This window comes from Micromonospora matsumotoense (assembly GCF_050951065.1).
Classification (GTDB): domain Bacteria; phylum Actinomycetota; class Actinomycetes; order Mycobacteriales; family Micromonosporaceae; genus Micromonospora; species Micromonospora matsumotoensis.
In genome coordinates, this window is the sequence record NZ_CP192025.1 from 6,449,786 (window position 1) to 6,468,081 (window position 18,296).

The window sequence follows — 18,296 nt, forward strand, 5'->3', positions numbered from 1 at the left end:
TGCCGACCGGAAGGGGCCCCGCCCGACCCGATGGCCAGGGACTGCTTGCGCGGACCGGCTTCCGGTCGGCATACTCGACGACGTGATCGAGCGGCGGTCCTACTTTTACTACGGCACCGGGAGTCCGGCAGCCGTGGGTCGCGCCTGATCGACAGGACCTACGAAAGCCCCGGGCTCGGAGAGCCCGGGGCTTTTTCGTCCCGGGATCCGAACACCGGGCCCGAGACCCGAGGGGTACGACGATGATGACTGACGTGGTGGAGTCCAGCGGTGGCCCCGCGCGGCACGACGAGCCGGCCGAGGCCGATCCCACGGCGGCCGACCCGACCGGTGCCGCTGCCGCCCGTACCGGCACCGGTGACACGGCGGCGGCCGAGCGGATCGTGGCGATCAGGGAACGGATCGACGAGATCGACCGTACGCTGATCGCGCTCTGGCAGGAACGCGCCGCGCTCTCGCAGGAGGTCGGGGTGACCCGGATGGCTTCCGGGGGCACCCGGCTGGTGCTCTCCCGGGAGCGGGAGATCCTGGAACGCTTCCGCAGCGAACTGGGGGCCGACGGCACCCAACTGGCGCTGCTGCTGCTGCGGGCCGGGCGCGGGCCGCTGTAACGGCGAACCGCCCGGTACGGGCCGCAGGAGGGCGAACCGCCGGGTGCGGGCGTGGAGATGACGGACCACGGGCCGGGCAACGACGAACCGCCTGCCGCCGTCGGGTGACGGTGGCAGGCGGCCCGGGTGTGGCTCACGCCTCGTGCGTCGCGACGATCTCCCGCTTCTCGGCGAAGTGGCAGGCGCTCGGGTGGTCCGAGCCCGACCGGATCTCCAGCAGCGGCGGCTGCTCGGCGCAGACGTCCTGTGCCTTCCAGCACCGGGTGCGGAACCGGCAGCCCGACGGCGGGCTGATCGGCGACGGCACGTCACCGGTGAGCCGGATGATCGCCTTGTTGTCGCGCAGCGTCGGGTCCGGCACCGGCACCGCCGACAGCAGCGCCTGGGTGTACGGGTGGGTCGGCCGCTCGTAGATCTCGTCCTCGGTGCCGATCTCCACGATCTTGCCGAGGTACATCACCGCGACCCGGTCGGAGAGGTGCCGCACCACCGACAGGTCGTGGGCGATGAAGACGTACGACAGGCCCAGCTCGTTCTGGAGCTTCTCCAGCAGGTTCATCACCTGCGCCTGGATCGAGACGTCCAGGGCGGAGACCGGCTCGTCACAGACGATCACCTCGGGACGCAGGGCGAGCGCCCGGGCGATGCCGATGCGCTGCCGCTGGCCGCCGGAGAACTGGTGCGGGTACCGGTTGATGTGCTCCGGGTTGAGGCCCACCAGGTCGAGCAGTTCCTTGACCTTGTCCCGGCGGCTGCCCTTCGGCGCCACCTCCGGGTGGATCTCGAACGGCTCACCGATCAGGTCACCGACCGTCATCCTCGGGTTGAGCGAGGTGTACGGGTCCTGCATCACCAGCTGGATCTGCCGGCGCAGCCGACGCAGCGCACCGCCGGAGAGCTTGGAGATGTCCTGGCCCTTGTAGTGCACGGTGCCGGCGGTCGGCTTCTCCAGGTTCATCAGGACCCGGCTCAGCGTCGACTTGCCGCAGCCCGACTCGCCGACCACACCGAGCGTCTCGCCGGCCCTCAGGTCGAACGAGACGCCGTCGACGGCCTTGACCTGACCGATGGTCTTCTTGAACACGACGCCCCGGGTGACCGGGTAGTGCTTGACCAGGTCACGGACTTCGATGATGTGCTCAGTCACGGTTCACCAGCTCCTCGGCGAAGTGGCAGGCGCTGGCCCGACCGGTGCCGATCTGCAGCAGCGGGGGGATCGTCTCCCGGCACACCGGCTGCGCCATCGGGCAACGCGGGTTGAACGGGCAGCCCGGGGGGATGTTCATCAGGTTCGGCGGGAGACCCTTGATCGTGCGGAGCTGCTGCCCTCTCTCGTCCAGCCGGGGAATCGAGTTGAGCAGGCCGAGGGTGTACGGGTGCGCCGGCTTGGCGTACAGGTCGTAGACGTCGGCTTCCTCGACGATCCGGCCGGCGTACATGACCGCGATCCGGTCCGCGACGTCGGCGACCACGCCGAGGTCGTGGGTGATCAGGATCATGCCCATCCGGCGCTCCCGCTGGAGTTCGCCGAGCAGGTCCATGATCTGGGCCTGCACGGTCACGTCCAGCGCGGTGGTCGGCTCGTCCGCGATCAGCACCTCGGGGTCCAACGCCAGCGACATCGCGATCATCGCGCGCTGCCGCATGCCGCCGGAGAACTGGTGCGGGTAGTTGCTGAACCGGCCCTTGGCGTTCGGGATCTTGACCTGGTCGAGCATCTCGATCGCGCGCTTCTTGGCGTCCGAGCGGCTCATCCCACGCCGGATCCGGAACTGCTCGGCGATCTGGAACCCGACGGTGAAGACCGGGTTCAGCGCGGAGAGCGAGTCCTGGAAGATCATCGCGATGCCCTCGCCACGGATGCGGCGGCGCTCCTCGGCGGACATGGTGAGCATGTCCTTGCCGTGGAAGCGGACCCGGCCCCCGGTGACGAAGCCGGGGGGCATGTCCAGGATGCCCATGATGGTCTGCGCGGTGACGCTCTTGCCGGAGCCGGACTCGCCGAGCACGGCGAGGGTCTCCCCCGCGTCGACGTGGTATGTCACTCCGTTGATGACCTTGGCGACGCCGTCCCGGGTGCGGAACTCCACCCGCAGGTCGTCGACCTCGAGCAGCCGACCGGAGGGGCGGCCGGATCCGTCGGCACCGGGCGCGGACTGCTCGGACACGAGAATGTCGGACAACTCAGTCTCCCCTATCGGAGCTTCGGGTCGAGGGCCTCGCGGACCGCCTCGCCGAGCATGACGAAGCTCAGCACGGCGGTGACGAGGAACGCGGAGGGGAAGAAGAGCAGGTACGGCGAGGGCCGTAGGTAGTTCTGCGCCTCGTTGATCATGATGCCCCAGGAGACCACCGGACTCTTCAGGCCGATCCCCAGGAAGGACAGGGTGGCCTCCGCGCCGATGAAGGAACCGATCATGATCGTCCCGTAGACCAGCAGCGGCGCCAGGCAGTTCGGCAGCAGGTGCTTGAAGATGATCCGAGTGGTGCTCGCACCCATCGCCCGGGCGGCCACGATGTAGTCGGCCTCCTTGGTGGCCAGCACCGAGGACCGCATCAGCCGCATCACGACCGGCCAGCTCAGCACCACCAGCGACGCGATGACCAGACCCATGATCTGCCACGCCGTGTTGTTCGAGGTGGCGCCGTTGAACGTGGTCAGGATGACGATCGCGCCGAGCACGAACGGCAGGCCGAAGAAGATGTCGGCGATCCGGGAGAGCAGGCCGTCGACCCAACCACCCTTGTAGCCGGCGATGATGCCCATCGTCCCGCCGATCAGCATCGTGCCGATCACGGAGAGCAACGACACGACGATCGAGGCGCGGGCGCCGTAGATGGTCCGGGCGTAGACGTCCCGCCCGAGCACGTCGTAGCCGAACCACGCATCGCCGGAGGGCTCGACCCGGCTGCGGGAGAGCGAGGTGGCGGTCGGGTCGCCGGAGGTGAACAGCGACGGGAAGGCGGCCATCACCACGAAGAGCAGAATGAACGTGGCGGAGATCCAGAACAGCGGCTTGCGCCGCAGGTCGAGCCAGGCGTCGCCGAGCAGGCTGCGCGGCTTCTCCTTCTTGCCGGCGGGTCCGGCGGTGGCCGGAGAGCTTGCCTCGGTCAACTGCTCGGGACGGGGCGTGCTCACGATCGAAGCGGCACTCGGGTCGCTCATGCCTGCACCTCGCTGCGCTCGGCGCCGGCCTGGTTGCCCGCGCGCACTGCAATGACGATTCGTTCGCTGCTGTGCTCACTCATAGCGGATCCTCGGGTCCAGCGCGGCGTAGAGCAGGTCCACCACCAGGTTCATCAGCAGGTAGACGAGCACCAGGACGACGACGATGGAGACAACGGTAGCGCTCTCCTTGGTGACGATCGCCCGCAGCACGGTGCGGCCGACGCCGTTGATGCCGAAGATGCCCTCGGTGATGATCGCGCCGCCCATCAGGGCACCGAGGTCGGTGCCGAGCAGGGTGACCACCGGGATCAGCGAGTTGCGCAGCAGGTGGATGCCGACCACCCGGCGCATCGGCAACCCCTTGGCGATCGCGGTACGCACGTAGTCGGCGCGACGGTTCTCGGCGATGCTGGTCCGCGACACCCGGGCGATGTACGCCATCGACGCGCTGCCCAGCACGAAGCCGGGGAGGATCAACTCGGTGAGCCGCATCTCGTTGGAGACGGTCGGCGTGACGATGCCCCACTTGACGCCGAAGAACCACTGGAGCACGAAACCGACCACGAAGACCGGCAGCGCGATCAGGAAGAGCGTGGAGACCAGGACCAGGTTGTCCAGGAAACCGTTGCGGCGCAGGCCGGTGAGGACGCCGGCGGTGAGACCGATGACCGCCTCGATGACCAGGGCCATCGCGGCCAGCTTGAGGGTGTTCGGGTAGGCGGTGGCGATGATGTCGCCGACCTCACGGCCCGACCAGGTGGTACCGAAGTCCCCTTGCAGGAGGTTCTTCATGTAGGTGGCGTACTGCACGAACCAGGGCTGATCCAGCTGGAACTTCTCGGTCATCATGGCCCGGTAGTTTTCGGGGCAGCCACGGTCACCGCACTTGCCGGCGAACGGGTCCCCGGGGACCTTCCACACCAGCAGGTAGATCATCAGCGTCGTCCCGATGAAGACCGGTACGAGTTGGAGCAGCCGTCTCACCAGATAACGGCCCATGGGGTGGTCCTCCTGACAAGGGGCGTGCCGGGCGGGGTGCCGCCGACACGGGTGGCGAGAACGTGGCGAGGGGTGTGGTGCACCCGCTCGCGGAACGGCCCCGGGTCGGGCTCACCGGTAGGCGAGCCCGACCCGGGGTCAGATCGAACGGATCAGAGCTCGACGGAGGTGATGTCGAGCTCGCCGACGTTGGTCAGCTCCATCTTCTTGATCTTCACCGAGTGGCCGGACTGCTGGCCACCGAAGTAGATCGGCATCGTCGGAACGTCCTGGTCGATCTTCTCGACCGCCTTGGCGAACAGCTCGTGCGAGGCGTCCAGGCCCGGGGCGGAGCTGGCCTGCTTGGCCAGGGCGTCCACCTCGGGGTTGCTGTAGAGACCGTCGTTCGAGGAGCCACCGGTCACGTAGAGCGGGTTGATCCAGTTCTCCACGTCCGGGTAGTCCTGCTGCCAACCGGCCCGGTAGGCGCCGTCCATCTTGTGGGCGTTGATGTTCTGCCGGAAGACCGCGAAGGTCGGCACACCGACGGCGACCGCGTCGATGCCCAGGGTGTTCTTGACCTGCCCCGCGACGGCCTCCATCCAGTCCTTGTGGCTGGCGTCGGCGTTGTAGTACATCTTCAGCTGACCGGTGAAGCCACCGGCCTCGGCCAGGAGCTGCTTGGCCTCGTCCGGCTTGAACTGGCAGGCGGTGCAGTTGCCCGGCTTGGCGCCCGGGGTCAGCGGGTTGGCCCAGCTGTCGGCCGGCTTGCGGTTACCGAAGAAGATCTTGTCGGTGATCTCCTGCCGGTTGACCGACAGCGAGATCGCCCTGCGCAGCTTCGGGTTCTGGAAGCGCTTGTCGTAGATCGGGAACGCGATGATGCCGGTGGACGGCGTGGTGGACGGGATCGCCCGGTCGCCCAGGTCGTTCTTCCAGTTGTCACCGGCCAGCGAGGAGACCGGCACCTGCTGCTGGAAGTCCAGGTTGTTGGAGACCAGGTCGTTGTAGGCCGCCGTGTCGTCCTGGTAGATCTTGACGTTGACGTCCTTGATCTTCATCTTGTCGCGCAGGTTGTAGTCGTCGAACCGCGTCAGCTTGATCGCGACGTTGTTCTCCCACGAGACGAAGCTGACCGGGCCGTTGCCGATCGGCTTCTTGCCGAAGGCCTCGGCGCCCTGCGAGAAGAAGGCGTCCGGCAGCGGCATGAAGGTGCTGTAGCCGAGCTTGGTCGGGAACACGGCGGTCGGCGCGGCGAGCGTGACCTCGAAGTTCCAGTCGTCGACGACCTTGAGGCCGGACAGCTCCTTGGCCTTGGGCTCGGGCGCCTTCTTCGGGCCGTCACCGTCCGGGTCGGAGGTGTTGACGTCCTCGAAGCCGGCGATGTCGGCGAAGAAGCTCGCGTTCTGCGCGCCGTTCGGCGAGTACGCGCCCCAGTTCCAGGCGTCCACGAAGTTCTTGGCCTTGACGACGGTGCCGTCGTGGAACTTCGTGTTCTGCTTGATCTTGATCTTGTAGACCTTGGAGTCGCTCGTCTCGATCGACTCGGCCAGCGCGTTCTGCGGCGCACCACCGTTGTTCGGGTACTCGACCAGGCCGGTCCAGAGCCAGTCGATGATCTTGCCGCCACCGGTCTCGGTGGTGTTCGCCGGAACCAGGGGGTTCTCCGGCTCGGTGCCGTCGACGACGATGGCACCGTCCGAGCTATTGGCGCTGGTGCCGCCTTCGTCGTCGTTACCGCTGGAGCAGCCGGACGCGATGAGCGCGAACGCCGCACCCATCGCGATGGCGCCGCTCGCCCGCTTCGAGACTCTCATTCCGAGGGGCCTCCTCTTTCTAACCTGGTTCCGTCGTGGGTTTCACGCACGTTGGGGGGTGACACCGCACGGCGATCATGTGTTGCAGATCACCGGTTACCGCAGAGAAATCGGGACACCCCAGGGGTACCGATCCGCCGGGCCACCACACTCCCGCACTCGGCTCCCGGGCAGGCTCGACGACCACGATCCGTGCCGGAGGCAGCGGTGACGTGGTCGGCCGGGACACACGGGTGCCTCACGTCAGGGGTGAGGTGCTGCCACTGTGACACCCACCGGCCCATTACGTGAAGGTGCCGTTATCAAGCCGTTAGTTGCCCGCCATGTTGCCGATACTTGAGAAAAGATCATGAGATGCCCTGGTCATACCGCTCTGAGCAGGAAAGACAGCAAGTCCGCTCCACCGGGAGGTGACCGCCGCGTCAGCAGTGTGAGCTTTCCCGCCGCCCGCTCGACGTGCGTCCACGTCCACCGTGCGTCACCCGTTTCTGCCCGACCGGATGAGGTCGGCTTCCGCCAGCCGGAGCAAAGTCCCAGCCAGGCGGCCGAAGACAGCCAGTTCGCATGTCCGAATCCGAGCGGACACCGACCGGTGTTCCGGCCCGCCGACGGCCCCTCAACGGCCGGAACACCGGGCCACCCGGGCGGCACCGGGCGTCGATCGGCCCGGGCGGGCGATCCGGAAAGGGGCCGGCCCCGGCACCATCGGGTGCCGGGGCCGGAGGTATCCGTACCTCAGACGGTGAAGCGGACCTTGCGGCGACGGACCACCAGCACGGCCACCGCACCGAAGGCGAGCAGCGCCATCCCGGCCAGGGCGGCCATCGCGATCGGCGAACCGGTCAACGGCAGCCCGCCGCCGCTGCTGGCCGGCGAGGTCGACGGGGCCGGGCTGGCCGGCGGCGACGAGGACTCGGCCGGGGCGGACGGCGACGGCGACGCGGCCGAGGGCGACGGGGAAGGCGACGGCGACCCGGACGGGGTGGACGACGACGGCGACGGTGAGGCGGGGACGGCCGCGAAGCTCGCCGCCGCGTCGGCGGTCACCGAGGTGCCGGTGCTCCCACCCAGGATCAGCTTCTGCTTGGCGTTCTTGCCGCCGGAGAAGAGGAAGACCCGCCCGAACGAGACCGAGTCCGGGGCGGCGACGGTCACGGTCACCCGGCCGGCGGCGGTGGCGGTCAGCCAGAACCGGCCGCCGTTGGTGGTGGTGCCGACCGGACGGCCCTCGGCGTCGACCGCGGTCGCGCCCTCGACCTTCAGCGTGATCTCCCCGGCCGGCCCGTGCACGGTGAACGGCCCGGCCCGACCACCGGTGGTCGCGGTGGCCGACGCCGGGTCGAGGCTCAGCTCCGCCTTCGGCTCCGGCTGGTCGGTGGCGTTGCGCACCAGGTAGTCGTGGACCCGCCGGATCACGTCGTACTCGGCGGCGGCGGTCAGCCCGCGCTCCCAGTCGCCCAGGCTGATGCCGTCGCTGAAGTGCCAGACGGCGGTCTGGGTGCCGAAGTAGAGCAGCGCGTCACGCCGGGAGTCCGGCAGCCCGCCGGGCAGGGTGGCCCCGGCAGCGGCGAGCAGCTTCGTCCGGTCGGCGTTGGGGTAGCCGTGGGTGAGCACCCACTGCACCCGGCCGAGGTTCTTCACCTCCGACTGGCTCCAGGTGCCCTCGGCGTACTCGCCGTCGCGGGCCACCGGGGTGTGGAAGTCGATGCAGAAGACCGGCACGGTGCCGTCCTTCAGCTCCAGGGCCAACGCCGAGGTCTTCTGCGCCCGGCCGTTGAGCTTCAACGTGACGGCGGTGCCCGGCACCGCGCGGGCCACACCCTTCGTGGCCGGTTCCGCGGCGGCCGGCCCGGCTGCGGCGAGCACCAGCGCGCCACCGGTGACGAGCGCCGCGGCGAGCCCCGCCCAGCGTCGTCCTCGTTTTCCGAACATCAGTTCCGTGCACCTCTCCCCAGGGGTGGGCCCGCTCCCGGCGGGCCTGCATGCGTCGCCGTCCCGCGGGGTCGTGACACCACCCGCACGCGCGAAGGCGACGGGGCATTATGCGACACGAATTGATCTCTTGTCAGCCCCTGGGGCGATGCTCCCGGAATGAGGGGTGTCAGACGAGTCGTCGGTCCGCCGCCCAGCGGGACAGCTCGTACCGGTTGGACATCTGGAGCTTGCGCAGCACGTTCGACACGTGCGTCTCGACCGTCTTGATCGAGATGAACAGCTCCTTGGCGATCTCCTTGTACGCGTACCCGCGGGCGAGCAGGCGCAGCACCTCGCGCTCGCGGTTGGTGAGCTGGTCCAGCTCGGGGTCGGCGACCGGGGCGTCCGGCCGGGCCGCGAAGGCGTCCAGCACGAAGCCGGCCAGCCGAGGGCTGAACACGGCGTCACCGTCGGCCACCCGGCGGATCGCGTCGGTCAACTCGTCCGGCGAGATGGTCTTGGTCACGTAGCCCCGGGCACCCGCCCGGATCAGCCCGATCACGTCCTCGGCGGCATCGGACACGCTCAGCGCCAGGAACTTCACCTGCGGGTGGCTGCGGCGCATCGCGTCCAGCACCGCCCGTCCACCACCATCGGGCATGTGCACGTCCAGCAGCACCACGTCCGGCCCGGTCGCGGCGATCCGGGCGACCGCCTCGGCGACCGTGCTCGCCTCCCCCACCACCTCGACGTGCGCGCCCAACTCGGCCCGCACCCCGGCCCGGAACATGGCGTGGTCGTCGACGAGGAAGACCCGCAACCGCTCCACCCGTGCCGGGGCGTCCGAACCCGGTTCCATCGACTGCTCCGCCATCTCAGCTGTCCCTTTCCGCCGTGGAGCCGGTGCCGGTGATCGGCAGCATCAACCGGACCTCCGTCCCCTCTCCGGGCTCGGAACGGATCTCCGCCCGGCCACCGTGCCGCTTCATCCGTCCGATGATCGACCCTCGGACGCCGTGCCGGTGATCCTCCACGGTATCCGGGTCGAAGCCCTTTCCCCGGTCCCGGACGAAGACGCTCACCTGCTCCGGCTCGACCTCGGCATAGAGCGACACCGTCTGCACCCCGGCGTGGCGGGCGGCGTTGACCAACGCCTCCCGGGCCGCCGCCACCAGCGCGCCGACCCGTTCGTCGGTCTCCCGGTCGCCCACCACCACCGCCTCGACGGTGATCGCGAAGGTGTCTTCCACCTCGGCGGCGGCCTGTTCCAGGGCCGCCGCGAACCGCTCGGTCGGTGACGCGGTCGGCTTGTAGAGCCAGTTGCGCAACGACCGTTCCTGACCCCGGGCCAGGCGCTGCACCGTCTTGACGTCGCTGGCGTTGCGCTGGATCAGGGCGAGGGTGTGCAGCACCTGGTCGTGCACCATGGCGGCCAACTCGGCGCGTTCCTGCTCGCGGATGCGCCCCTCCCGTTCCGAGCGGAGCTGGTTCCACGTGCGCCACAGCACCGGTGCGGCCACCACCCCGACGCCGACCAGCCCGACCAGCGCGAAGATCACCCCGTTGACCACCGCGTCGAGGTTCTGCACCGGGGAGTAGACCGCCGCCACGCCGATGATGCCGACGGCGACCAGCACCGCGCCACCGGCGAAGCGGAGCACGAAGGCCCGCCGGTCGCTCTCCTCCACCACCGCGCCGAGCCACGGCACCGGCATCGACCCGCTCCACTGGCGGCGGCGCTCCGGCGCGGACTGGTGCCAGATCACCCCGGCGCCGACCGCGATGATCGCCACCAGCCAGCCGGCGGTGCCCGCCGCGCCGACCGAGTCGAAGACCAGCACCTGGACCAGCAACACCCCGAGGCCGATCGCCACGAACGGCAGCAACTGCCCGGGGTCGCGCCGGGGCGGCGTGGCGGTGTCACCCGGCCGCAGCGGCACCACCGCCCAGAACGCCGCATAGAGCAGCAGTCCCAGTCCGCTGAGCCCGAGCAGCACCATGAAGGCGACGCGTACCCGCAGCACCGAGATGCCGAGGTGGTCGGCGATGCCGGCGGCCACACCGGCGGCCAGCCGGTGCTCGGGCGCCCGGTAGAGACGCGGCGGCGGGGTCACGACGCTGATCGGAGACTCCCTGGTCACGATGGGTGGCGGATGGGCACCATGGCGTACGGTGCCGCTCCGATCGTCACACGTGGGGGACGGCGCCGACCACGGGGACGCCCCGGACATCCGCCCGCCGGGATCTCAGGGTGGGGTCAGGGTCGGTTCCGGAGGTAACTCGGCCCGGCGACGCCGCAGGATCGAGTCATGACCGAGGACCCCGCCCCGCCGCCGTACCCTCCGGTGGCCGCACCGGGTGGTATGCCGCCGCCCGGCTCCGCCGCCGGGCCGCCCCCGACGGCGCCCACGTCGCCCACGGGGGGCGACGACGCGCCGAGACCACCCGGGGGATACCCACCGCCGTCCGGAGGTGCCAGCTTCACCTCACGGTACGGCCTGGTCCGGCCCCGCGACGGCCGTTACCTGGCCGGAGTCTGCGCGGCCATCGGCCGGGCCACCAACACCGACCCGGTGCTGTGGCGGGTGCTGCTCGCCGTGCTCGGGTTCTTCGGCGGGGTCGGCATCCTGGTCTACGTGGCCGCCTGGCTGATCATCCCGGGCGAGGGTGACAGCGCCTCACCGCTGGAGTCGATGCTCGGGCGGGGCCGGTCGAGCATGTCCCCGATCACCGTGATCGTGCTGACCATCACGGTCGCGGTCGGCTTCGGGTACATCGTCACCGATGCGTTCCGGGCGGTGCTGCTGGGCGCGGCGATCCTCATCGGCGGCGCGCTGCTGCTCAACCGGGATGGCCGGTCGGGTGCCCCGGCCGCCGGTCCGACGCCCGGTCCGGCCACCCCACCCGGGCTGGTGCCCCCGGTGGGCTACCCGGCGCCGGCCCCGTTCACCCCGGCGGCAACTGCCGCACCGGTGCTCCCGTTCCCGCCGGGTCGTGGCGGACTGCCCACGGGGTGGCCGCCGGCCCGCACCGGCGAACCGGTGGGCTGGCCGGCGCAGACCAGCACCGCCCCGCTACCGGCCTGGCCGCCGGCCGCGCCGATGACACTCACGACGACCCGGGCGGACGCACCGAACTGGCCGCCCCGCCCACCGGTGACCGGTGGGCCCACCGCCGCACCGGTCACCGTCCCACCACCGCCTGGTACGGGCTACCGGCCGCCGTTCGCCCCGCACGGCCCGTACGCCGGGGGAAATCCCCCGCCGGTGCCGCCCGCGCCCCGGGTCAAGCCGCCGAAGAAGCCGAAGGAGCGGTCGGCGCTGGGTGCCGCGACCTTCTCGCTGATCTTCCTGGCTCTCGGCGTGGTCGCCATCCTGGACCTGCTGGACGTCTTCCCGATCAGCGCCGCCGGCTACTTCGCGGCGGTGCTCGCCACCATCGGGCTCGGGCTGCTGGTGGGCACCTGGTTCGGTCGGGCCCGCTGGCTGATCGCCCTCGGTCTGGTCGCCGCCGCCGCCCTCGGTGTCGCCACGGTCGCCGAGTCCTACGACCGGGTCCGGGGCGTCGACGGGGCGGTCACCTGGGCGCCGACCAGTTACCAGGACCTCGCCGACCGCTACGAGAACAGCTTCGGTGACGCGACCCTGGACCTGCGCGCGGTGGACTTCGACAAGCGGGACACCGACCTCACCGTGGTGGTCAACTTCGGGGAGGCCACCATCGTGGTGCCGCCGAACGTGGACGTCACGGCGGTGACCAACGTCAAGGCCGGGGAGGCCACCGTGTTCGGGCGGCGTACCTCCGGGATGGAGGGGCAGGGACGCCAGGTCACCGATCCGGGCCTGGACGGGGCCGGCGGCGGCACGCTGCGGCTCACCGTCCACGTCAACGCGGGCAATCTGGAGGTGATCCGGTGAAGGGCCATCGCACCGATCTGGTGTCGTTCGTCTGTGGACTGCTCTTCGTCGGGCTCTCCCTCTGGTGGCTGCTCGCCCAGATCCTCGGGTTGGCCCTACCCGCGGTGGGCTGGTTCCTGGCCGGCGCGCTGGTGCTCATCGGAGTGCTCGGCCTGGTCGGTGCGGTGCGGTCGGCCCGTACCCCGGACCGACCGGCACCCGCCGCCGGCGGTGAGGCGGCCCTCGCGCCAACCGGCCCGGTGGGCGGACCCGTGAGCGGACCCCCGACCGGCTCGGTGAGCGGACCGGTGAGCGGACCGCCGGGTGGGGACGACGAGCGGGCCGACTGGCGGGACACCGCCGAACTGCACCTCGGCGATCCGGCACGCGAGCCCGGCCAGCAGCACGGGTGGGACCAGCGAGGCGAGCCGGACCGGCCGGACGACGAGGGTACGCAGTTGCGGCCGACGGACGAGCTGGTGGTGCCCCCGGTCACCGGCCCACCGGGCACCCCTCCGGGGGCATCCAGCTGACCGCACCGGTGCGGGCGGCGTCCGACGGCTCGTATGCTGGCCGGGGAGATCCCGCCTCCGCCCGCCGCGCCACGTCGTCGGGCTCCGCCGGTGCCCGCGCACAGGTGCCCCGGCACCGGCCCGGATGCGCCTCGTCCGGGCGTCCGAGGCGGTCCCGCCGCGACGTCCGTCTCTACCCCGTCAGGAGCCCGCCCGACATGACCCAGTCCCCCGCCGTGCGCCCCTCCGGTCCGCCCGGTCCGGTCCGCATCGGCGAGCGTGCCGCCCGTACCCTCGTCGCCGAACTCGCCCGGCGCAACGACCCGAAGGCCGCCCTGCTGGTGGGTGCCGCCCCCGAGGCCGCGGTCCTCGCCGCGGCGATCGACGCGCTGCTGCCGGGCGACACGTTGACCGTCGTGCCGGCCGCGACGACCGACGCCGCCACGCTGCGCGAACACGTGACGGCCCAGGGCCGCTGGGTCGCCGACCGGGTCCGGGTGGTCGACTCCCTCGCCGAGGCGGACGCTGCCGAGCTGGTCATCGCCGCCGAGCCGTTCACCGGCACCGACGAGGAGACCCGCGACGCCGTCGACGGTCTCACCAAGTACCTCACCGACGGCGCGGTGCTGAGCGTCGCCGCACCGGTGTTCCGCACCGACGGGGCGGCCGCCGAGCTGGACCGGCACGGCGTGCTGCACGGCGTCCGCACCGACCTGGTGCTGCGTAACTCCCCGCCGGTCCGGGTGCACCACCTGCGGTTCACCCCGGCCAGCGCCGCGTCGGCCGACCAGCTCGCCCCGGCGTACCGGCCGTCGAGCGTGCCGCTGACCCGGGGCATGCACATCGACTCGAACGGGGTCGCGGCAGCCGGCATCGCGCTCGGCCTGGCCGCCGTCGCCCGGGTCGTCCGGCCGAAGTCGAAGTTGTGGCTGGTGCCGGCGCTCGCCGCCGTCCCGGTGGCCGCGTTCTTCCGGGACCCGCAGCGGGACGTGCCGGAGGACCCCTCGGCGGTGGTCGCCGCCGCGGACGGTCAGGTGCTCTCGGTGCAGCGGCTGCACGACGAGCGGTTCGGCGACGGTGAGTGGCTGCGGATCGCGGTCTTCCTGTCGGTGCTGGACGTGCACGTCAACCGCGCGCCGGTGGCCGGCAAGGTGGTGGACTACTTCGTCGCCGACGGCGGCTTCGTCAACGCGATGAAGCCGGACGCGGAGCACAACGTCGCGGCCTACACGGTGCTGGACACCGCTCACGGCACGGTGGTGGTGGCCCAGCGGACCGGGCTGATCGCCCGACGGATCGTCCAGCGGGCGCCGGTGGGGGCGCTGCTGGCCCGGGGCGAGCGGTTCGGGCTGATCCGGTTCGGCTCCCGTACCGACGTCTACCTGCCGGCCGACGCCGCCGTGCCACTGGTCGGCCCCGGTGACAAGGTGGTCGGCGGTTCCTCGGTCATCGCCCGCTGGAGCTGAGTCGACGCCGACGCGAACAGGGGCGCCGCGGTCGCGGCGCCCCTGTTGCGTAGCGGGGACGGGTCAGGCGGTGCGGCGCTGGTGCAGCCAGAGCAGCGGCCCGCTGACCAGGTAGGCCACCACCACGAGGGCGAAGGTGAGCCGGATGTCGACCAGCGCGCCGACGACCGGGGCCAGCCAGAGCCACGGCGGCAGCTTGACCAGCCGGGCCAGCTTGGCGTACGGGAAGCTGGAGACCATCGCGAAGGCCAGCAGCGCCACCCCGCCGATCTGCACGGTCGCCGGCAGCGGCAGCCCGATGGCCACGGTGAGCGCGAGCACCGCCGCCGCCATGGTCGTGGGTACGCCGCAGAAGAACCGGCCGTCCTTGGGCGAGACATTGAACCGGGCGAGCCGGATCGCGGCGCAGGACGCGACGAGGGCCGCCGCGACCGCGGCTGCGGCGGTGGGGGCCGACCCGGCGAGCGAGGCGTAGACCACCACCGGGGCGGCGAGTCCGAAGGAGCACATGTCGGCCAGCGAGTCCATCTGGGCGCCGAACGGGCTGGCCACACCGAACTTGCGGGCGAGCGCGCCGTCCAGGCCGTCGAAGACGACGCAGGCGATCAGGAGGAGTGCCGCGAGCCGGGGCTGGCCGTGCATGGCGACGAAGATGGCGTTGATGCCGAGCACCAGGCTGGCCAGGGTGCAGGCGTTGACCAGCGCGAACTTCATCCGCCGGGCGGGGGTACGCGCACCGGGGAGCAGCGGGATCGCCATCGCCGGCGACTCGTCGACCGGGGCGGTGGGGCCCAGCGCCGGGCTGACCGGCACGACCGCCTCGATCTCGGCGCGGCCGAGGGTGACCCCCCGACGGTCGAAACCGTAACGGCGGCGCTGCCGGTCGACGCGGTGCTCGGGAAGGACCAGGTCGGTGCCGTTGAGCTGGTCACCGTCGCGGCGACCCACCCGGACCAGCAGCACCTGGCGGGCGAACGTGCTGCTGCGGCGCAACCGGCCCGCCCAGCGACGCCCTGCGGGGCGCGGACTGTCAGTCGTACGACGCCGGCGCCATGGGGCTCTCGGCACGTTTCCTCCATCACCGGATCGGCTGGCCGCCCGTGCGGGCGGGTGTCCGGCTGTCTCGTGCCGGACCGCTCTTGGCCCGGCAGCCGTTCAAGCGGAGTACACCATTGCACAGGGGCCTGGTGATTGGCGATAGCTGCCGGCGGTACTTGTAACTACCCTTAACCGCGCAAACCGCTTTCTTATTCCCATCTCGGGCTTCATCGCCCGTTTTCTTCGCCAACCGCAGGGCCGACTTTACCGGAGCGCCCCACGGTCGGCTCGTCGAGCGACCGTCATCCGACCGACCGTCCGGTTGCCAGCACCGCGACATCGGTCATCAAAAGGCCGCCGAGCTGGGAATACGTGAACCAGGCGGCGCTCTGCGTCGATCCACCGGCCTGCTCGGTGACCACCGGCTCGGTCGGCTCGTCGACCAGCACCCGATAGATCACCCGCACTCCGTGCCAGTCCAGCGGCCGTCCCTCGGGGCCGAGCGCGGCCGGATTATGCAGATTATCGGCCAAGATCAGGCGATCGACCCGACCCCGCTGACCCGACTCCTCCACCAGTTCCCGTAACAGACCGTCAACCGGCTGCTCACCGTGATCGGTGCCGCCGCCCGGCAGGTGCCACAGGCCGGCACCCGGATAGCCGGGCGCGATCATCGTGAGCAGCACCCGTTCGTCGGGGTCGGTGACCAGGCCGTACGCGGAGAACCGCTGCCGCCGGTCGCCGGTGGCCTCCGACCCGACCGGCGGCTCCGCCACCGACGACGTCGACCCGGCCGGCTCCGGCTCGGCGGGCAGGCCGGTGGGTGGCGATGGGGTGGGCAGGCCGAGCAGTGCGGCGGTGAACGGCATCAGCGGCAGCGCCGCCGCCTCCTGCGGGGTGCACCAGGCCAGCTCGTCGGGGCCGTCGGCGACCTCCCGACGGGGCGTCCGCTGCGCGAGGTCACCGGCGGGCCCGGGCTGAGCGTCCCGGATCGTGACGTTGAACACCAATCGGTCGGTGTGCACCGACACCTCGGTCGCCCCGAGGCGGAGGGCGGACAGATCGGCGACGGCGGCGCGCAACCCGGCGACCGCGACGGCCAGCCCGGTCTCGTCACCGAACTCCCGGACCACGGTGTCGGCCGGATGCTCGGCGTGCGGCACGCTCCCACCGGGCAGTCGCCAGGGCCCCGGCACCGGGCCGGACGCCGCCCCGCGTGCCAGCAGCACCCGACCGGCGTCGTCCGCACACCAGCCGTACGCCGCGATCCGTCGTCGCTCCTGCACGTCGCACCCTCCCGCCCCGCGATCCGCCCCGTCGATCATGAGGCTAGCGGCCGCCCGAGCGGGGCGGGTGCCGTCGCACCGGCTCTCGTCTGCCGGCGGCGGTCACGGAACCGGCGGCAGTCCAGGGGCGACTGTCAGGCGGTGAGCCGGGCGGCCTGGACCGCCTCGGCGGTGACCTCGGTGAGCCGGTCGGTGGGCAGGGCGCCCAGCTCCTCGCGGGCGAACCAGCGGGCCTCACAGGTGGAGCCGCCCACGTCGGTGACGGTGGGCGGGGCGGGCTGGTCGACCATCACCCGGTAGAAGGCCCGGACACCGTGCCAGTCGATCGGGTAACCCTCGGGGCCGAGTGAGGCGGCGTCCCGGTGACTGGCCACCCCGAGCAACTCGACGAGACGACCCGTCTGCCCGGTCTCCTCGACCAGCTCCCGGATCAGCGCCGCGCCCGGCTGCTCGCCGTAGTCGGTGCCGCCGCCCGGCAGGTGCCAGCAGCCCGCGCCCGGGTAGCCGTCGGAGACCCGGGTGAGCAGCACCCGGCCCGCCGGGTCGGTGGCCACCGCGTACGCGGCGAAGCGCTGTGCCCGGTGCAGCCCGTCGGGGCCGGGCACGGCGTAGAAGGAGGGGAACTCGGGGGCCTCGTCGGGGACCACGTCGGCGGAGGAGGCCGGCAGCCCCAGGGCACGGGCGGTGAAGGCCCGCAGCGGCAGCTCCCGCGCCTCGTCGAGGGTGTGCCAGCGGGCCAGGTCGGTGGAGCGGTCGACCCGGTCGGTGAGGGTGCCGCCGCGCACTGCCACCTGGTAGATCAGGCGGTCGGTGTGGATGGTGATGCGTCGCTCGGGCAGGGCGCGCATGTCGGCCAGGACGTCCGCCAGGCCGGCGACGGCGACCGAGAGCCCCGTCTCGGCGGCGGTCTCCCGGACGACGGTGTGGTTCGGGTCCTCGCCGTGGTCGACCGCCCCACCGGGCAGGGACCATACGCCGGGGGTGCCGGAGCGCTCCGATGCGCGGACCAGTAACACTCGGCCGACTGAATCTGCACAGACTGCATATGCCGCGATCCTGCGGAGCGGCTCCAGCAAGGTGGTCACGGAGCTAAATTCTCCCCGGATCGCGTTACCAGCGCGGAAAAGAGTCGGATTCCTGACTCAGAGCTGGCCTCTCGGGGATCGATCAGGGTAGGGATCGGGGCAGTCACCGAGGCAGTCGGGGCGGTCCGCGCGGACCGTGGAGACATGACCTCGACGAGCACCCCCCACGCCCCGTACAAGCAACTCCGCCGGCCGACCACCGACCGGATGGTGGCCGGCGTCGCCAGCGGCCTCGGCCGCTACTTCGCCGTCGACCCCACCCTGGTCCGGGTGTTGTTCGCGGTGGCGACCCTGGTCACCGGCGGCCTGGCCGCGCTGGCGTACCCGATCATGTGGTTCCTGATGCCGGAGGAGCCGGCCGGCGCACCGGCCTGGCCGCACCCGACGGACCCGGCCGCCCGGCCGCAACCACCGGCCTGGCCGCACCCGACGGAGCCGGCGACCCCGCCGCAGCCGGGCGTGCCGGTGGCGCAGCCCCGACCGGAGCCTCAGCCGCCGACGACGCCGCCGACGGCCGGCTGAGC

15 protein-coding genes and 1 pseudogene are annotated in these 18,296 nt (G+C 71.5%); 5 read left to right on the forward strand and 11 right to left on the reverse strand.

What is annotated here, in order from left to right:
• Positions 1 to 242: 242 nt before the first annotated feature.
• Complete coding sequence (locus tag ACQP1S_RS27450) at positions 243 to 611, forward strand: chorismate mutase (protein ID WP_091241716.1); 369 nt, start codon at positions 243 to 245, stop codon at positions 609 to 611.
• 133 nt (positions 612 to 744) lie between these two features.
• Here ACQP1S_RS27450 and ACQP1S_RS27455 read toward each other — a convergent pair whose 3' ends face one another.
• The 8 genes from ACQP1S_RS27455 to ACQP1S_RS27490 all read right to left on the reverse strand — a co-directional run bounded on the left by ACQP1S_RS27455 (position 745) and on the right by ACQP1S_RS27490 (position 10,630).
• Positions 745 to 1,758, reverse strand: coding sequence for an ABC transporter ATP-binding protein (locus ACQP1S_RS27455; protein WP_091241720.1), 1,014 nt, complete (start codon positions 1,756 to 1,758; stop codon positions 745 to 747).
• Positions 1,751 to 2,779: an ABC transporter ATP-binding protein gene (locus ACQP1S_RS27460; RefSeq protein ID WP_091241723.1), complete on the reverse strand. Its 1,029-nt coding sequence runs from the start codon at positions 2,777 to 2,779 to the stop codon at positions 1,751 to 1,753. The genes ACQP1S_RS27455 and ACQP1S_RS27460 overlap by 8 nt, the downstream gene beginning before the upstream one ends.
• A gap of 26 nt (positions 2,780 to 2,805) precedes the next feature.
• A complete protein-coding gene (locus ACQP1S_RS27465; protein WP_432900555.1) occupies positions 2,806 to 3,777 on the reverse strand; it encodes an ABC transporter permease in 972 nt (323 codons plus the stop codon).
• Positions 3,778 to 3,852: 75 nt separating this feature from the next.
• Entirely contained in the window at positions 3,853 to 4,779 is a 927-nt protein-coding gene (locus ACQP1S_RS27470) for an ABC transporter permease (RefSeq protein WP_091241731.1), read from the reverse strand.
• A gap of 152 nt (positions 4,780 to 4,931) precedes the next feature.
• Positions 4,932 to 6,575 (reverse strand): peptide ABC transporter substrate-binding protein, encoded by a 1,644-nt coding sequence (locus ACQP1S_RS27475; RefSeq protein WP_432900558.1) that lies wholly within the window; start codon positions 6,573 to 6,575, stop codon positions 4,932 to 4,934.
• 735 nt (positions 6,576 to 7,310) lie between these two features.
• A complete protein-coding gene (locus tag ACQP1S_RS27480) occupies positions 7,311 to 8,507 on the reverse strand; it encodes a thioester domain-containing protein (RefSeq protein ID WP_432900560.1) in 1,197 nt (398 codons plus the stop codon).
• A 169-nt stretch (positions 8,508 to 8,676) separates the two neighbouring features.
• Positions 8,677 to 9,363, reverse strand: coding sequence for a response regulator (locus ACQP1S_RS27485; RefSeq protein ID WP_091241742.1), 687 nt, complete (start codon positions 9,361 to 9,363; stop codon positions 8,677 to 8,679).
• A 1-nt stretch (position 9,364) separates the two neighbouring features.
• Positions 9,365 to 10,630 carry an ATP-binding protein gene (locus ACQP1S_RS27490; protein WP_091241746.1) on the reverse strand — a complete coding sequence of 422 codons (1,266 nt, stop codon included), beginning with the start codon at positions 10,628 to 10,630 and terminating at the stop codon, positions 9,365 to 9,367.
• Positions 10,631 to 10,798: 168 nt separating this feature from the next.
• Here ACQP1S_RS27490 and ACQP1S_RS27495 point away from each other — a divergent pair, with 168 nt between their 5' ends.
• The 3 genes and pseudogenes from ACQP1S_RS27495 (at position 10,799) to ACQP1S_RS27505 (ending at position 14,363) form a co-directional block, all read left to right on the forward strand.
• Positions 10,799 to 12,406, forward strand: a complete 1,608-nt coding sequence (locus ACQP1S_RS27495; RefSeq protein WP_432900562.1) for a PspC domain-containing protein — start codon at positions 10,799 to 10,801, stop codon at positions 12,404 to 12,406.
• Positions 12,403 to 12,645, forward strand: a pseudogene (locus ACQP1S_RS27500) (hypothetical protein); the annotation flags it as partial. The gene ACQP1S_RS27495 and the pseudogene ACQP1S_RS27500, both read left to right, overlap by 4 nt.
• 470 nt (positions 12,646 to 13,115) lie before the next feature.
• Positions 13,116 to 14,363 (forward strand): phosphatidylserine decarboxylase, encoded by a 1,248-nt coding sequence (locus ACQP1S_RS27505; protein ID WP_432900564.1) that lies wholly within the window; start codon positions 13,116 to 13,118, stop codon positions 14,361 to 14,363.
• A 63-nt stretch (positions 14,364 to 14,426) separates the two neighbouring features.
• Here the strand turns inward: ACQP1S_RS27505 and ACQP1S_RS27510 are convergent, their stop codons facing one another.
• From ACQP1S_RS27510 to ACQP1S_RS27520, 3 genes are all read right to left on the reverse strand, one after another.
• Complete coding sequence (locus ACQP1S_RS27510) at positions 14,427 to 15,356, reverse strand: CDP-alcohol phosphatidyltransferase family protein (protein ID WP_091241755.1); 930 nt, start codon at positions 15,354 to 15,356, stop codon at positions 14,427 to 14,429.
• Positions 15,357 to 15,703: 347 nt separating this feature from the next.
• Entirely contained in the window at positions 15,704 to 16,687 is a 984-nt protein-coding gene (locus tag ACQP1S_RS27515) for an NUDIX domain-containing protein (protein ID WP_432900566.1), read from the reverse strand.
• Positions 16,688 to 16,821: 134 nt separating this feature from the next.
• The gene (locus ACQP1S_RS27520) at positions 16,822 to 17,772 is read right to left on the reverse strand and encodes an NUDIX hydrolase (protein ID WP_363665627.1); all 951 of its coding nucleotides are present in this window, start codon (positions 17,770 to 17,772) and stop codon (positions 16,822 to 16,824) included.
• A gap of 144 nt (positions 17,773 to 17,916) precedes the next feature.
• Between ACQP1S_RS27520 and ACQP1S_RS27525 the strand changes: the two genes are divergently transcribed.
• Positions 17,917 to 18,294, forward strand: a complete 378-nt coding sequence (locus tag ACQP1S_RS27525; RefSeq protein ID WP_432900568.1) for a PspC domain-containing protein — start codon at positions 17,917 to 17,919, stop codon at positions 18,292 to 18,294.
• Positions 18,295 to 18,296 lie beyond the last annotated feature (2 nt).

Bases quoted from the DNA above. Each gene is read 5' to 3' on its own strand.
- ACQP1S_RS27450 (WP_091241716.1), top strand. From the start codon at position 243: ATGATGACTGACGTGGTGGAGTCCAGCGGTGGCCCCGCGCGGCACGAC.
- ACQP1S_RS27465 (WP_432900555.1), bottom strand. From the start codon at position 3,777: ATGAGCGACCCGAGTGCCGCTTCGATCGTGAGCACGCCCCGTCCCGAG.
- ACQP1S_RS27470 (WP_091241731.1), bottom strand. From the start codon at position 4,779: ATGGGCCGTTATCTGGTGAGACGGCTGCTCCAACTCGTACCGGTCTTC.
- ACQP1S_RS27475 (WP_432900558.1), bottom strand. From the start codon at position 6,575: ATGAGAGTCTCGAAGCGGGCGAGCGGCGCCATCGCGATGGGTGCGGCG.
- ACQP1S_RS27480 (WP_432900560.1), bottom strand. From the start codon at position 8,507: ATGTTCGGAAAACGAGGACGACGCTGGGCGGGGCTCGCCGCGGCGCTC.
- ACQP1S_RS27485 (WP_091241742.1), bottom strand. From the start codon at position 9,363: ATGGCGGAGCAGTCGATGGAACCGGGTTCGGACGCCCCGGCACGGGTG.
- ACQP1S_RS27495 (WP_432900562.1), top strand. From the start codon at position 10,799: ATGACCGAGGACCCCGCCCCGCCGCCGTACCCTCCGGTGGCCGCACCG.
- ACQP1S_RS27505 (WP_432900564.1), top strand. From the start codon at position 13,116: ATGACCCAGTCCCCCGCCGTGCGCCCCTCCGGTCCGCCCGGTCCGGTC.
- ACQP1S_RS27525 (WP_432900568.1), top strand. From the start codon at position 17,917: ATGACCTCGACGAGCACCCCCCACGCCCCGTACAAGCAACTCCGCCGG.